This is a genomic window from Marinobacter sp. S6332, from assembly GCF_023016045.1.
Lineage (GTDB): Bacteria > Pseudomonadota > Gammaproteobacteria > Pseudomonadales > Oleiphilaceae > Marinobacter.
The window spans coordinates 26171-40601 of sequence record NZ_JALKAP010000009.1 but is presented as its reverse complement, the minus strand read 5'-3'; the positions used below and the strand labels follow the sequence as shown (position 1 = coordinate 40601).

General features: G+C 53.4%; 14 protein-coding genes. 9 read left to right on the top strand and 5 right to left on the bottom strand.

From position 1 onward, the window contains the following. Window positions 1–249 precede the first annotated feature (249 nt). Genes map through dapE form a run of 6 tightly spaced genes read left to right on the top strand, consistent with a single transcriptional unit; the run spans window position 250 to window position 7387 of the window. Window positions 250–1020: a type I methionyl aminopeptidase gene (gene map / locus MWU62_RS13480; protein WP_247115394.1), complete on the top strand. Its 771-nt coding sequence runs from the start codon at window positions 250–252 to the stop codon at window positions 1018–1020. Next, complete coding sequence (locus MWU62_RS13475) at window positions 1021–3666, top strand: [protein-PII] uridylyltransferase (protein WP_247115393.1); 2646 nt, start codon at window positions 1021–1023, stop codon at window positions 3664–3666. It abuts the gene before it with no gap. Next, a complete protein-coding gene (gene dapC / locus MWU62_RS13470; RefSeq protein WP_247115392.1) occupies window positions 3663–4859 on the top strand; it encodes a succinyldiaminopimelate transaminase in 1197 nt (398 codons plus the stop codon). Before MWU62_RS13475 ends, dapC begins: the two co-directional genes overlap by 4 nt. 3 nt (window positions 4860–4862) lie before the next feature. Continuing rightward, a complete protein-coding gene (locus tag MWU62_RS13465; RefSeq protein WP_247115391.1) occupies window positions 4863–5204 on the top strand; it encodes an ArsC family reductase in 342 nt (113 codons plus the stop codon). A 31-nt stretch (window positions 5205–5235) separates the two neighbouring features. After that, window positions 5236–6264, top strand: coding sequence for a 2,3,4,5-tetrahydropyridine-2,6-dicarboxylate N-succinyltransferase (gene dapD, locus MWU62_RS13460; protein WP_247115390.1), 1029 nt, complete (start codon window positions 5236–5238; stop codon window positions 6262–6264). Continuing rightward, window positions 6257–7387 (top strand): succinyl-diaminopimelate desuccinylase, encoded by a 1131-nt coding sequence (dapE, locus tag MWU62_RS13455; RefSeq protein ID WP_247115490.1) that lies wholly within the window; start codon window positions 6257–6259, stop codon window positions 7385–7387. The genes dapD and dapE overlap by 8 nt, the downstream gene beginning before the upstream one ends. Before the next feature lie 68 nt (window positions 7388–7455). Here dapE and MWU62_RS13450 read toward each other — a convergent pair whose 3' ends face one another. After that, complete coding sequence (locus tag MWU62_RS13450) at window positions 7456–7674, bottom strand: SlyX family protein (RefSeq protein ID WP_200365652.1); 219 nt, start codon at window positions 7672–7674, stop codon at window positions 7456–7458. Window positions 7675–7924: 250 nt separating this feature from the next. Here MWU62_RS13450 and MWU62_RS18940 point away from each other — a divergent pair, with 250 nt between their 5' ends. Then, on the top strand, window positions 7925–8476 hold the full coding sequence (locus MWU62_RS18940; RefSeq protein ID WP_281494908.1) for a cold-shock protein: 552 nt from the start codon (window positions 7925–7927) through the stop codon (window positions 8474–8476). Between the two features lie 343 nt (window positions 8477–8819). Here MWU62_RS18940 and MWU62_RS13440 read toward each other — a convergent pair whose 3' ends face one another. The 3 genes from MWU62_RS13440 to MWU62_RS13430 all read right to left on the bottom strand — a co-directional run bounded on the left by MWU62_RS13440 (window position 8820) and on the right by MWU62_RS13430 (window position 11185). Beyond that, window positions 8820–9194 (bottom strand): hypothetical protein, encoded by a 375-nt coding sequence (locus tag MWU62_RS13440; RefSeq protein ID WP_247115389.1) that lies wholly within the window; start codon window positions 9192–9194, stop codon window positions 8820–8822. Then, on the bottom strand, window positions 9181–10617 hold the full coding sequence (locus MWU62_RS13435; protein WP_247115388.1) for a hypothetical protein: 1437 nt from the start codon (window positions 10615–10617) through the stop codon (window positions 9181–9183). The genes MWU62_RS13440 and MWU62_RS13435 overlap by 14 nt, the downstream gene beginning before the upstream one ends. A gap of 127 nt (window positions 10618–10744) precedes the next feature. Beyond that, entirely contained in the window at window positions 10745–11185 is a 441-nt protein-coding gene (locus MWU62_RS13430; protein WP_247115387.1) for a VOC family protein, read from the bottom strand. 139 nt (window positions 11186–11324) lie between these two features. Here MWU62_RS13430 and MWU62_RS13425 point away from each other — a divergent pair, with 139 nt between their 5' ends. Both MWU62_RS13425 and MWU62_RS13420 read left to right on the top strand, forming a co-directional pair. Next, window positions 11325–12245: a DUF1853 family protein gene (locus MWU62_RS13425; RefSeq protein ID WP_247115386.1), complete on the top strand. Its 921-nt coding sequence runs from the start codon at window positions 11325–11327 to the stop codon at window positions 12243–12245. A gap of 111 nt (window positions 12246–12356) precedes the next feature. Further along, entirely contained in the window at window positions 12357–13382 is a 1026-nt protein-coding gene (locus MWU62_RS13420; protein ID WP_247115385.1) for an NADP-dependent oxidoreductase, read from the top strand. Window positions 13383–13410: 28 nt separating this feature from the next. Here the strand turns inward: MWU62_RS13420 and MWU62_RS13415 are convergent, their stop codons facing one another. After that, window positions 13411–14376: an NAD(P)H-quinone oxidoreductase gene (locus tag MWU62_RS13415; RefSeq protein ID WP_247115489.1), complete on the bottom strand. Its 966-nt coding sequence runs from the start codon at window positions 14374–14376 to the stop codon at window positions 13411–13413. Window positions 14377–14431 lie beyond the last annotated feature (55 nt).

The window sequence follows — 14431 nt, the reverse complement described above, 5'->3', positions numbered from 1 at the left end:
TTAGCTTCGGGTTAGTCCTCCACGCGTCCAATTACCCCAACCAGACATCCCTTACACTTCTTAAAGCGGGAGCAGGCACCCTGGGGCAACGTGCTGACACGTGTGTGAATTTGCCGGATTTGTTTCCAGCGGGCGCGTTTATACCACAAATCGGCGGCCCAACGCCATTAATTTTGCACCGGGCGTTCCTTGTACCCTGAGCGCGGGACCCTTAAAATGCTCGTTTGACACAAATCAATGGGAAGCTCAATGCAAGTATCGATCAAGACTCCGGAAGAAATTGAAAAGATGCGTGTGGCAGGCCGCCTGGCAGCAGAAGTTCTCGAAATGATCGGGGAGCACGTTAAGCCCGGCGTTTCCACGGAAGAGCTTAACCAGATTTGCCACGACTATATCGTTAACGAGCAGCAAGCAATCCCTGCTCCTCTGAACTACAAGGGTTTCCCTAAGTCTGTGTGCATATCCGTAAACCATGTTGTCTGCCACGGTATACCTTCAGAAAAAAAGATTCTGAAGGACGGCGACATAGTGAACATTGACGTAACGGTTATAAAAGACGAGTACCACGGCGACACCAGCAAAATGTGGATTGTTGGTAAGCCCAAGCCCGGCACCGAGCGCCTAATCAGTATCACGCAGGAATGCCTCTATAAAGGTATTGAGTTGGTGAAGCCCGGGGCGCGCTTGGGGGATATAGGTCATGTTATCCAGCAGCATGCCGAGAAACACCGATTTTCTGTAGTTCGGGATTACTGCGGCCACGGTATCGGCAAAGTGTTCCACGAAGAGCCGCAAGTTATGCATTACGGCAAACCCGGCACAGGCATGGAACTCAAAGAAGGCATGACCTTCACCATAGAGCCTATGATCAATCAGGGTAAGTACCACACCAAGCTGCTGCCAGACCAGTGGACGGTGGTCACCAAAGACCACAAACTTTCAGCGCAATGGGAGCACACCATTCTAGTGACATCCGATGGTTATGAAGTGCTGACGAAACGATCGGAGGAGTCTTTCTAAGTGACGCGTCAGGAGCTGGTGGCCAGAATCAGCGGGGACCCCTCCCCGGTCAAGGCAGCCAGAGAACTGCTGAAAGAACGCTATGATGCAGATGCCGAAGCCTTCCGACAGGGCGCCGATGTAAGGGCTCTGGTCCGTTCCAGAGCCGATACGGTAGACACCGTTCTGGGGCTGATCTGGAACCGCTACCCCTTCTCCAGCTCACCAGATATTGCTCTAATCGCCGTTGGCGGCTACGGACGGGGTGAGCTGCATCCGCATTCGGACATAGACCTGCTCATTCTCACCCGAAATGGCATGAACCCGGAATGGCAGGAAGATCTTGGCGCCTTTGTCACTCTGCTTTGGGATCTCAAGCTAGACATCGGCCATAGCGTTCGCAGTATTGAGGAGAGCAAATCTGCTGCAAGGGGCGATATAGCCACCCTCACAAATCTATTGGAAACCCGCACAATCGCGGGCCCGGACGAACTGCGCATAGAGCTCAGTGACCAAGCATACTCCGACAACATCATCACAGACCGCGACTACTTTATTGCAAAGCGCAAAGAGCAGCAGCGGCGCCACAAAAAATACAGCGATACCGAGTACAACCTCGAGCCCAACGTAAAGAGCTCCCCTGGCGCCCTGCGGGATATACAAACCATCGGCTGGATTACCAAGCGGCACTTTGGATTACAAAGCATTGCCGACCTCACCCGCTTCAGCATATTAACGGATGAAGAGCATCAAGTTTTAGTACAAGGTGAAACTCTGCTTTGGCGGCTGCGCTATGGGTTGCAGTTGATCGCAAACCGGAATGAAAACCGCCTACTGTTTGACCACCAACGGGCCCTAGCCCAAATGCTGGGTTTTAAAGACGAAGGCAAGCGGCTCGACGTAGAGCTTATGATGCAATCGTACTATCGGGCAGTATTGGCGCTTGCCGAACTGGCTGACGTTATTCTTCAGTTCTACGATGAGGCGATACTCGGCACCGGCACAGAGGACAACATACAGCCCATCAACAAGCGGTTCCAGATTCGCAACAGCTATATAGAAGCGGTAAACAATCAGGTGTTTGCCTACTCGCCCTACGCGATTATGGAAATTTTCGTACTGATGGCGCAGCACCCTGAAATAAAGGGTATTCGGGCGACCACCATTCGTTCTTTGCGGGCACACAGACACCTGATTGATGACGCTTTTCGGGCTGACTTAGCCGTGACATCCCTGTTCATGGAACTGCTGAAAACGCCCCACGGGCTGGATACAACGCTCTCCGCCATGAAAAAGTACAACGTGCTGGGCCGCTACCTGCCCGAATTCGGCCAGATTATTGGCCAGATGCAGCACGATCTTTTCCATATTTACACCGTTGACGCGCATACCATGCGGGTTGTTCGCAACATGGTGCGAATGAGTGGCCCGGAGGCTCGCGGCGACTATCCGCTGGCCGCCCGGTTGATCCACGGCCTACCCAAGCGAGAACTGCTTTATATTGCCGGCCTATACCACGATATTGCTAAGGGCCGTGGCGGAGACCATTCAGAGCTTGGCGCCGTAGATGCCGAATCCTTCTGTGAGCGCCACCACTTAGGTGAGCGCGACACCCAACTGGTTTCTTGGCTGGTAGAAAACCACCTTTTGATGTCGATGACGGCGCAGCGAAAAGATATTTCTGACCCGGACATTATTCGTTCCTTTGCTCGCGCAGTGCCCAGCCAGGCGCATTTGGATTATCTGTACATCCTTACGGTTTGCGATATCAGCGCCACCAACCCAAAACTCTGGAACACCTGGCGGGCATCCCTACTGCGTCAACTTTATCTAGAAGCCAAGAGAGCCCTAAGGCAAGGCACGGAAATCCCTGTAGACAGACAGGAATGGGTACGCGCGACCCAGTCTGAGGCAAGGGATATTCTCCATGCCCAAAACATCACTAACGAGCAGATAGATGCTATCTGGGATACTGTCGATGAGGACTACTTCCTGCAGGATTCCACGGTTGATATTGCTTGGCAAACAGCCGCAATCATCAATCATGGCGACACGCCCGGACCACTGGTGCTTATTCGAGATACCCATGGCGGCCCAACCGATGGCTTCTCCCAAATCATTATTTACATGAAAGACCGGGCTACCCTGTTTGCAGCAACAACAGCCGTGCTGGAGCAACTCAACCTGAACATTGTTGATGCCCGCATCAGCTCGAATGATAGCCCCTTCACCATCAGCTCCTATGTGGTTCTGGACGAGAAGGGCCAACCACTGGGTGTGGACCCTGCCCGCAAAGAGCGGGTGCGCAGGCGCCTGATCGAAGAGCTGGATGATCCGGAGGATTACCCTGACATCATTCACCGCCGCACGCCGCGACAGCTCAGGCACTTTGCCTTCCCAACCGAAGTGTTGTTTTCCAACGACACCATTAACGAGCGCACGGTGATTGAAGTGATTACGCCTGACCGTCCCGGCCTTCTGGCACGGATTGGTCAGGTGCTGCTGGATCATCGTATACGCTTGAGTAATGCCAAAATTGCTACCTTGGGCGAGCGCGTGGAAGACGTTTTCTTTGTGACCGACGAACAAGGCGAACCAATCAGCGACCCTTCCGTGTGCCACGCCCTACAGCAAGACCTATGCAAAATGCTGGACGAAACTCAATGAACCCCAACCTGAAAAAGCTACACCCCTACCCCTTCGAGAAGTTGGCGAAACTCAAAGCCGGTATTTCGGTACCAGAGCATCTGCCAGCTATTTCCCTCGGTATTGGCGAGCCCAAACACCCGTCCCCTGAGTTTGTAAAACAGGTGATTGCAGACAATCTCGACAGGCTGGCCAACTACCCCACCACCCGGGGTCTGGGTGAGCTGCGGGTGGCCATTAGCCAATGGGCCACTCAACGATTTCAGCTGAAAGCAGGCTCTCTGGACCCGGAACACAATATCGTCCCGGTAAACGGCACCCGTGAGGCCATCTTTTCACTTGTGCAGGCGGTGGTTGATGCAAGCAGGCAGGCCACAGTTGTGAGCCCCAACCCCTTTTACCAGGTATACGAAGGGGCAGCATTTTTAGCAGGTGCTACGCCGGTTTACCTGCCCTGCGATGGCTCCAACGGTTTTATTCCGGACTTCGACGCGGTGCCGGAATCCGTGTGGCGGGATTGTCAGGTGTTATTTCTTTGCTCTCCTGGAAACCCCAGCGGGGCAGTCATGCCACGGAGTACCTTGACCAAGGTTATTGAGCTTGCAGACAGGTATGACTTTATTGTTGCCTCAGACGAGTGCTATTCGGAACTCTACCCTGATGAAAACAACCCGCCTGAAGGCCTACTACAGACTTGCGCTGCTATAGGTCGTAACGACTTCGCACGCTGTGTTGTTTTCCACAGCCTGTCAAAACGCAGCAACCTGCCGGGCCTGAGATCCGGCTTTGTAGCGGGTGACGCAAGCATATTGAAAGGCTATCTGAATTACCGAACCTACCATGGCTGCGCCATGCCGGTTCATAACCAGCTCGCGAGCATTGCCGCTTGGCAAGATGAAGATCACGTGCGGGAGAACCGAGCGGCTTATCGTGCCAAGTTTGAAGCCGTGGTGCCTATTCTGCGCGAAGTCATGGAAGTGGACTTTCCCGATGCGGGATTTTACCTCTGGCCTACCACCCCCATGGACGATGAAACCTTTGCAAAAGAGTTGTCAGCTCAGCAAAACGTTCATGTTCTGCCCGGCCGTTATTTATCGCGTACTGTGGATGGCCACAATCCGGGCAAGAACAGAGTTCGCATGGCATTGGTTGCACCACTGGAAGAGTGCGTAGAAGCCGCAAGGCGCATCGTTGAATTTGTAAAGGCAAACTGAATTATGAAGCTTTATGGCATTCGCAATTGCGACACCGTAAAAAAAGCCCGTAAATGGCTTGATGAGCAAGGCATTAGCTACGAGTTTCACGATTTCAAAAAAGAAGGGCTGGATGAAAACCGGTTATCCCAGTGGGAAAAAGCGGTGGGCTGGGAAAGCCTCCTGAACCGCCGTGGCACCACTTGGCGCAAACTCAGCGACGAGGTTCGTGATACTATCAGCGCCCAATCTGCCCACGATATTATGCTGGAAAACACCTCCATCATTAAACGGCCCGTCGTCGAATATAACGGCGCGGTTTATATCGGCTTCAAGGCCGATGATTGGGCATCAATAATCAAATAAACATCACCATATAGACAGGAGCATTCACTGCATGAGCTTTGCATTCGGCATAGGTATCGGCACCCAAAATAATCAGGGAGAATGGCTGGAGGTTTTTTACCAGCAACCGATCATCACACCCGAGACAGAGCTGATTGATGTAGTGGGGACTGCTCTGGATTATAAAGGCGGAAACCGGGCAATCCATGCAACCGCTGAACAACTGGTTCAATTTGCGAAGGCTCTGCGCCAAATCGGCTCAACAAATCAGGCATCACTCGCCGAGAAAGCCGCCGACAGCAAACGACCGGTTGTAGTGACCGTTCTGGAAACAGACGATACTGCCTCAAGCACGCCGGAGGTTTATCTTAAGCTACATCTGATCTCCCACCGGCAAGCGAAACCCCACGGGCTGAAACTGGACGGCATCTTCGGCCTACTGCCTAATCTGGCATGGACCAACGAGGGCGCCATTGACCTGAACGAGCTACCGGAGCGTCAGCTCAGGGCCCGCCTTGAAGGCCGTTCTCTGGAAGTAAAATCTGTAGATAAGTTCCCTCAGATGACGGACTACGTAGTGCCCAATGGCGTTCGCATTGCAGATACAGCGCGCGTGCGCCTTGGCGCATACGTGGGTGAAGGTACAACCGTTATGCACGAAGGCTTTATCAACTTCAATGCTGGCACCGAAGGCACCAGCATGATTGAAGGCCGCATTTCTGCAGGCGTGATGGTGGGCAAGGGGTCAGACCTCGGTGGCGGCTGCTCCACCATGGGTACTCTGTCTGGTGGCGGCAACATGGTTATTTCTGTTGGCGAAAACTGCCTGATCGGCGCCAATGCGGGTATTGGCATTCCCTTGGGTGACCGCTGCAAGGTTGAGGCAGGCCTGTACATTACTGCCGGTACCAAAGTGGCTCTGCTGGACGACAGCAACAAGTTGGTCGAAATCATCAAAGCCCGCGATCTGGCCAACAAGCCAGACCTTCTGTTCCGCCGTAACAGCCAAACCGGCGCGGTTGAATGTAAAACCAATCAATCCGCTATCGAGCTGAACGACGAACTCCATGCAAATAACTGATTCACCAACACTCAAACTGGCCATCGACCTGATCAGCCGGCCATCAGTAACGCCAGATGATGCGGGTTGCCAAGAACTCATGATGTCGCGGCTATCTCCCTTGGGTTTTGCCGGAGAGCACATGCGGTTTGGCGACACCGACAACCTCTGGGCGCGCAAAGGCTCAGAGGGGCCTGTGCTTGCGTTTGCTGGCCATACCGACGTGGTTCCTACCGGGCCTGAAAAAAACTGGACTCACCCGCCGTTTGATCCGGTTATCAAGGATGGCTACCTCCATGGCCGGGGCGCTGCCGACATGAAAGGCAGTCTCGCGGCCTTCATCACTGCATGTGAGCGCTTCGTAAGTGCTCACCCGAATCATCGCGGCTCCATCGCCCTGTTGATTACCAGTGATGAGGAAGGCCCGGCCCAAAACGGCACTGTGAAGGTTATCGAAGCACTGGAAGCCCGTTCAGAAAAGATTGACTGGTGCTTGATTGGCGAACCCTCCAGCACTCATGAAGTCGGTGATGTCATAAAGAACGGCCGCCGGGGCTCGCTGCACGGCTACTTAACGGTAAAGGGCGTTCAGGGCCATGTTGCCTATCCCCATCTGGCGGAGAATGCCATCCATGCAGTCGCACCAGCTCTGCATACGCTGGCGAATGAGTTCTGGGACAACGGCAACGATTATTTCCCGCCTACAACCTTCCAGATTACAAAAATGGAAGCTGGCACTGGTAGCAACATCATCCCCGGCGAATGTTTGGTGCACTTCAACTTCCGATACTGCACAGAAAACACGGCGGAGAGCCTTGAAGAGCGGGTGGTGGCAACACTTGAGCGACACAATCTCAAATACGACCTGCAATGGCACCTCAGTGGCCGCCCGTTCCTAACGGATAAGGGCGCGCTGGTGTCTGCCAGCCAGAGCGCCATTCGGAACGTAACCGGGCGCGAGACTGAGCTCTCTACGTCTGGTGGAACGTCTGATGGGCGCTTCATCGCACCAACCGGCGCGCAGGTTGTAGAGCTTGGCCCCATCAACGCGACCATTCACAAAGTAAACGAATGCGTAAAAGCTGAGGATCTAGACACTCTATCCCGAATTTATGAGCAGATTCTTGTGGAATTGCTAGCCTGAGCGGCTCGCTTGAAAACTAACGCAAACAAAGAGGCCAGAACATTGTTCTGGCCTCTTTGTTTCACGAATCAATAGTGAGGTGGCGGCAACTCTTCCTCTTCACGCTTGATGTTAGACGACGAAAAATCCTTGATCTGGCTATGCAGTAACCGCTTCGCATCCCACAGTTCACGAATATCCATCTCCTGCTTCGCCACCTGCTCGCTCAGGGTATGGATAACATCATCCTGAAAGGCAAGCCGTGTTTCGAGTTCGTCCAGCCTGGTTTGCAAATCGTTTTGACTCATCAACTACTCAACCCTCTTGGATAATTGGTTCGCGTGAATGGGTAAATATGAGATCCAGATCCTGCCAAGAGCATTCGATGCCACAGCCGTTTGGTATGCCGCGGGGATAATCTGCTATCATGCCGCTTTTGCCCGCCCGAGCTTCCGTTTTTTAGGGAATCAGGTGGTAATCACTGGCCGGATAAGCGATTTTACCCGATATCCGGTTTTTTATCGTCAGCGTTAATGAAAAATGGAGAATTCTCAGTCAATGCGTAATCCAGCCAAAGCGATCCTTGTTGCTCTCCTGATCGCTATCCCAGCACCATTGGTACTTGCCCTGCTGCTCTCATTTACCCCTGAACCACTTCGCCTGATTGCCATTGGCGAATTTGTAGAGGCTCTGGGCAGCACCCGTGGCATTGCCGCATACGTCATAACCTTCATTGTTTTCGGTATTACCGGCTTTATTGCCGTAGCAGTTGCCGCTAAACAGCAACCGGCACGCAGTGCGCCGCAGCGCAGCAGCTCACCGTCTCGGAGCCAGAGTTCTAGCCAAGGCTATGCGAACTCCGATAACGATGATGCCGACTATGACGACGACAGCCCGGAAGGCGACGAAGAAGGCACTGTAAAGTGGTTTAACGTCAAGAAGGGATTTGGCTTCATTGTCCGCGACAGCGGAGACGAGGTCTTTGTTCACTTCCGTGCTATTCGTGGAAGTGGTCGCAGGGTTCTTCGCCAAGGCCAACTGGTTCGTTTCAGTGTGGTTGACGCCGATAAAGGCCTGCAAGCAGATAACGTTTCAATCCTGAGCGACTGAAACCTAAGCCGATACAAAAAGGCAGCCCACTATTTGACTAGGGGCTGCCTTTTTTCGTTCTGGATGGCACGCAGCGAGTGTCCCGTCTGGCTAATTCGTTGACCTACTGAGCCCCTGCGGGCTTTGAGAGCTAGGCGCGGTGGCGAAGGTTTGGTGGTTCCAAATCGAGACAGCGCAACGCGGCTATCAAAGCCCGCAGGGGCTCCCAAAGGGCGAGCCGCTAAGGCTTCTGGCCGGTGTTGCCAGCCCTTGATGTGGAACCACCACACCTGCGCACTGGCGCCTTGGCCAGAAGCCTTAGCGGCTCGCAGTAGGTCAGCGAATTAGCCAGACGGGACACTAGTCAATTCCAAACAACAAGCTGCTCTCCCCGGTCGTCCAACCGCCACCATTTTTCATCTTCCACCGCCTCACCCTCTTGCCACTCCCCCGGGCTGCAACGGACTTCGGTCTCCATCGCTCGCCATGCACTGCGTGCACAATCCAGATCGCTACTCCAAGGTAACTTCTCACCTTCAATAATCAACGAGGTAAATCGCTTACCAAAAGCCTGTGGATACAAGGTGATTTTAAGCCGCACTTCGCCAAAATACGCGGAGCCTTTGATAACGGATGCAACATCACTGTCATCAAATACCAACTGCTTTATATGGCTTTCCAGCCAACGGGAAACGGCACCTGCTTTCAGGTCACGAATGTAGATTTCAAGATCCTGCACTCGCAGATTCTCCATGCTGGTGATCACAATGCAGCACATAGTGAACCGGCCCGGGCCGCGCTGCAAGCCAGCGTTCCAGTTCATACCGTAAATCGTCCACCGTAAGCTGGCGCAATGTGCCTGCTGCTTGCCGTTCGTACCAGTCGACTTCCGCAGCCACACGCAACAATTGCACATCTTCAAGCGACTGGGCTATTTCATCCAGTGGTTCTTGCCTCGCCATGGCAACAAGACTCTGGCGCCGGAGCGTATCTTCTTGCCCGGAAAGCGCTACCGACTTCACGGGCCCACGCCGGGCAAATATCTCCAGCCGTGCAGCAGCTCGCTCTACCCACTGGAGCATTCCGCCCGGGGTAGAAACACACCGGCTACGCCGGGAGGCTGCAAACTGAATCACCGGTTGCGGCAAATGAATGTTCCATCGGCGCTCTATAGCTGCCTGATGTGCGACCAAGATTGCCTTGCGCTGCATCTCACTGGAAAGCGGCGCATTATAGACCTCCAGTGCCCGCCCAAGCCGCTGCTCCAATGTACGACAGCTTTCCGCACCTTCAGGCTGCACATCCGGCCCCAAAAGCATCACGGACCCCTGCCACCGCTGAACCAGTTCAGAAGCAAGACCCGACGGGCTACCCATCAACATAAGCAAGTCGGCCGGTGTCACATTATCTAGCACCAACACTGGCCAGGACCTTTTGCCAGTGGCCGGAATAACGGCGAGTTCGCTAGCCATTAATTCCGCTTCGCGGCGCAGGTCCATTTCAACATAGGGTTGCGCGAACGATGATAACAGCGAACGCAGCCAAGCAGATTTACCCGCGCCACGCTCTCCCCTTACCCAAACTAGCGCATTTGGTGTTGCGGCCAGAGTGATAGCAACGTCTTCCGCCAGTTCAATCCAGTCCGTATCGGTAATAACAACAGGAGCCGTTTCCTCATTAATTCCTGAGTTTGCGAGGCTTCCGTCACTATTTAGTTGATCACTATCCAAGTGATTGCTATCCATCTGGTCAATTGCGGTCGGCCACCGTGAAACCAACTCAAGAACCGAAACATACGCCTTTTCCTGCAGGCGCTCTGCGTATCGTGCAAGCACCTCTAGGAGTTGCGGCCAATCGAGCCAAGCAGGCGTCCCATAAGTTTCTCGTGCAGTCGCCAACCAGTAGATCAGCTGAGAAGAAAGCAGCCCTTCACCGCCCACTTCGGTCACAATCGGCTGTTCACACTGAACGGTGCGGATAAGCTCATCCATATCGACACCGGATCCACGCAAAAAGCGGCTTATAGAAGGGCTGGTGTTCAGCAATGCAAGCAGAAAATCTTCGACCGTAATTACTGCGCCGCCGCGACGATCAACATCTTCACGGGCATTCAGCAATGCAGTCTGACATTGAGGGGCCAAGCATCCTTGCCAGTCTTCCATGAATTATCTCCCTGTTTTAGCGCATCGTCCTGATGCTTTGAGCGTGATACCAACAAGCAAAGTAAAAGTGATCCAATGATTCTATGGACGTTTTCTTACATCTGCAATTCCCGCAAGCCTATTCAGCTTACCAGGTGCCCGTATTCTCCATGCTTGCCCAAGGTTCCCTAGGCGCCAGTGGCTCCCCGTTCTGCAGTAACTCTATAGATATATTATCCGGGGTGCGGATAAACGCCATGCGCCCATCTCTCGGTGGGCGGTTGATGGTAACGCCGTTCGCCTGTAATGACTCGCAAAGCGAGTAGATATCGTCCACCCGGTATGCCAAATGACCAAAATTACGCCCACCTTCGTACGCTTCCGGGTCCCAGTTATAGGTTAACTCCAGCATGGGAGCCCTGTTTTCACGAGCTTGCGCCTCATCTTGCGGTGCCGCCAGAAATACTAGAGTAAATCGGCCTTTTTCGCTGCTTTTACGGTCAATCTCAACCATGCCCAACAAGTCGCAAAAGAAGTGCAAAGTTTGTTCGAGATTACTAACGCGAATCATCGTGTGTAGAAATTGCATGTTGCTCTCTCCCTTCTCTGTTCTCTGGCGCTTTGTGCGGCAACTTGTTGCGATTAGGCCTGCGGGCCTTTCGATTAAGCTAGCAGCCCTTTCAAACCTCGCACCTTTATTCACCGACAGTTTACGGTATTCTGGGTGTATGAATGCAAACCTAGCCGCCAAGCTGATCAATTCTTACCAAACACCAGCTATACGACATCTCGCTTGGTTGTGCCAAACACCGCAACTGCTGCACTCGCCGATCACAATCGATCCCTCGCACTATTTGCCCCCAAACTACCCCGATTTACTCAAACGCTGGGACCAGAAACCTGAAACCGCACCGCTCCTGCTGAGCGAACCACCGCAGCGGAGGCTGGGTTTTTATTTTGAGCGGCTGTATCAAATTTTATTAAACGACTTGCTAGGTTGGCCCATCCTACTAAAAAACCAGCAAATCCAATCGAGCGGGCGCACCATCGGAGAGCTCGACTTTGTAGTGCACAACCTAATAGACGACCGGATTGAGCACCACGAAATCGCCATCAAGTTTTATCTTGGTGTACCGGCGTCAGACGGCCGTACCTTCTGGTACGGTCCCAATGCCCGGGACAGGCTGGATATAAAAACAACCAGCCTGCTTAAGCAACAAAGCCAACGAACACAGCGTCCTGAAACCCTCGCACTCCTTTCTGAATTCGACATAGCTGGCCCACTGACACCGCGAGTGTTCATGCCGGGATACCTGTTCTATCCCACCAACGAACAGGTGCAAACGCCCGCTTATGTTCCCGATGGGCACCTGCGCGGGAGTTGGATGTATATTGCCGAGGCCAAGGCTCTGGACACGTCACACTGGGTTGTTCTTAACAAACCGCACTGGATTGGTAACTGGTATCAGAGTGATCCGCCTAATACTACGCACACTCTGGAAGCACTGGAACGCGCGGAACACAGAGCCGTGCCCCAACTGTTCGCTATGATGCAAAAAGACCCGGAAACAGGATACTGGTTAGAAATAGATCGAGTGTTTGTAGTGCCGGGAGTTTGGCCGGGAGTAAATCGGTCAGCATTCCAATAAGTCGGGCGGTTGACCCCAAAGCTATTCTGCTGCAGGCTAATCTGGTTTCGTTACGCAACCCAAGGAGCAAGCCTGCTCCGAAAAGCCTCACTACAGATAGGGAGGAATACTATGAGTCAGTATCAAAATCATGCCATCGTACTGAAAAAACGCCCCAACGGGGAAATCCAAGACGGTGATCTCGTTATGGAAGATCGCCCAGTGCGCAAACCCGAAGAGGGTGAAGTTGTTGCACAGGTTCTTTGGTTATCATTAGACCCATACATGCGCCCACGCATGAACGATGCCAAGGGCTACATGGATCCTATCGGGATCGACGAACCCATCGTAGGCGAGAGTGTAGCGAGGATTGTCGAGTCTCGTTCAGACAAACTAAAAGTCGGTGATTTAATCACCTGTTACTCAGGCTGGCAGGAGTATGTAACCTTTCCGGCAGACGCCCCAATGGTTTACAAAATCCATCAAAAAGAAGGCGTTCCGCTGCAAACATACCTTGGTGTTGCCGGTATGCCTGGCCGCACCGGTTACTGCGGTTTAACCTATGTAGGCAAGCCTAAAGCGGGAGAGACCGTCGTGGTTTCCGCCGCATCAGGCCCCGTGGGCACAGTGGTTGGCCAAACTGCAAAAACTAACGGTTGCCGTGTTGTCGGTGTTGCCGGTGGTCCGGAGAAGTGCGGCTATGTCGTTGACGAGCTTGGTTTTGACGCTTGCGTAGACTACAAAGCCGGTAATTTGGAAGCCGACTTGAAAGCTGCCTGCCCCGACGGCATCGACATCTACTACGAAAACGTGGGGGGTGATGTAACCAGAGCCGTTGCGCCACTGCTGAATGCAGGAGCAAGAGTGCCGATTTGCGGCTATGTCTCGGCTTACAATGCCAAGAGCACAGACAAAGTAGAGACGCCGTTTGATATTCTCAAGCGCCTCGACCCGGTACCTGAGCACCGCTTCTTTCTGGTAACCGAGTGGCAGGACAAGCATCAGGAAATAACCGATATCCTCACAAGCCGCATTGCGTCCGGCGAGATCAAGTATCGGGAAACCGTTGCTGAAGGCCTCGAAAACGCAGTTGAGGCCTTCAAGGGAATGCTGAAGGGCAAAAACTTCGGCAAGCAACTGGTACACATCGCCGACTAACTTAAGCTGCCTTAGAGCACCGGGAAGGCTACTCCCCTATCTGGAGGAGTACCTTTCCGGTATTTTTGTTCGCCGCCACGTGCGCCATGGCTTCCTCAGCCTGCTCGATGGGCCATGCACTGTCGATCACAGGCTCAATTTGCCCGGCGACCAGAAGCGGCCAAACGTGACGGTATAGGTCCTGCATCACACGCTCCTTGTCTGCTACTGACCGGGAACGCAGTGTAGAACCAATCAACTTGTGGCGCTTAACTAACATCAAGCCCAAGTCGACCTCCGCATAACGCCCCCCGAGAAGACCGATTAAAACAATCCGACCATCGGCACTGAGAACCTTTTGGTCATCCTTGATATAACTGCCACCAACCGGGTCCAGCACCATATCCACACCACCCCAGCTCTTCACTGCGTCAACAAATGAGCCATTTTTGCGGTTCCAGGTGCCGGTTGCACCCAATTTGCGGCAGACTTCCAGCTTTTCGTCATCTCCTGCGGTCGCGAATACCGGATTACCAAAAGCCGTAGCAATTTGAATAACGGTGGTCCCTAGACCACTGCCGGCCGCATGCAACAAAACCCTCTCACCGGGTCTCAGGTCTGCTTCTTGATACAGGTTCAGCCATGCCGTTGCATACACCTCTGGCAGTGCCGCTGCTTTTTTCAGTGAGAACCCTTTCGGAATAGGCAACACCTGTGCGGCAGGAGCCACTACCTGAGTGGCGTAACCACCACCGGTGAGCAGGGCACACACTTCGTCGCCCGGCGCAAAGCCCGTAACGGCCTCGCCAACGGCAGAGATACGACCGCTCACCTCCAGTCCCAAAATTTCAGACGCACCCGGAGGCGGAGGGTAAACACCGGCGCGTTGCGACAGATCCGCACGGTTAACGGCACTCCAGACAACATCGATTGCCACGTGATCCGCTGGCAGTTCTTCATAGCTCGCGCAGTCTTCCCATGCAAGGGAGCCATCGGTTATCTTGATTGCTTTCATCATGTTTTAAATCTCAGCGCTCTGAATAGCAGGTCAGGGAATATCACGTCAGGAT

Excerpts from the sequence above, each read along its gene's own strand:
- MWU62_RS13435 (WP_247115388.1), bottom strand. The coding sequence starts at position 10,617 with ATGGAAGACTGGCAAGGATGCTTGGCCCCTCAATGTCAGACTGCATTG.
- MWU62_RS13420 (WP_247115385.1), top strand. The coding sequence starts at position 12,357 with ATGAGTCAGTATCAAAATCATGCCATCGTACTGAAAAAACGCCCCAAC.
- MWU62_RS18940 (WP_281494908.1), top strand. The coding sequence starts at position 7,925 with ATGCGTAATCCAGCCAAAGCGATCCTTGTTGCTCTCCTGATCGCTATC.
- MWU62_RS13465 (WP_247115391.1), top strand. The coding sequence starts at position 4,863 with ATGAAGCTTTATGGCATTCGCAATTGCGACACCGTAAAAAAAGCCCGT.
- map (WP_247115394.1), top strand. The coding sequence starts at position 250 with ATGCAAGTATCGATCAAGACTCCGGAAGAAATTGAAAAGATGCGTGTG.
- MWU62_RS13425 (WP_247115386.1), top strand. The coding sequence starts at position 11,325 with ATGAATGCAAACCTAGCCGCCAAGCTGATCAATTCTTACCAAACACCA.
- MWU62_RS13430 (WP_247115387.1), bottom strand. The coding sequence starts at position 11,185 with ATGCAATTTCTACACACGATGATTCGCGTTAGTAATCTCGAACAAACT.
- MWU62_RS13415 (WP_247115489.1), bottom strand. The coding sequence starts at position 14,376 with ATGAAAGCAATCAAGATAACCGATGGCTCCCTTGCATGGGAAGACTGC.
- dapC (WP_247115392.1), top strand. The coding sequence starts at position 3,663 with ATGAACCCCAACCTGAAAAAGCTACACCCCTACCCCTTCGAGAAGTTG.
- dapD (WP_247115390.1), top strand. The coding sequence starts at position 5,236 with ATGAGCTTTGCATTCGGCATAGGTATCGGCACCCAAAATAATCAGGGA.
- MWU62_RS13450 (WP_200365652.1), bottom strand. The coding sequence starts at position 7,674 with ATGAGTCAAAACGATTTGCAAACCAGGCTGGACGAACTCGAAACACGG.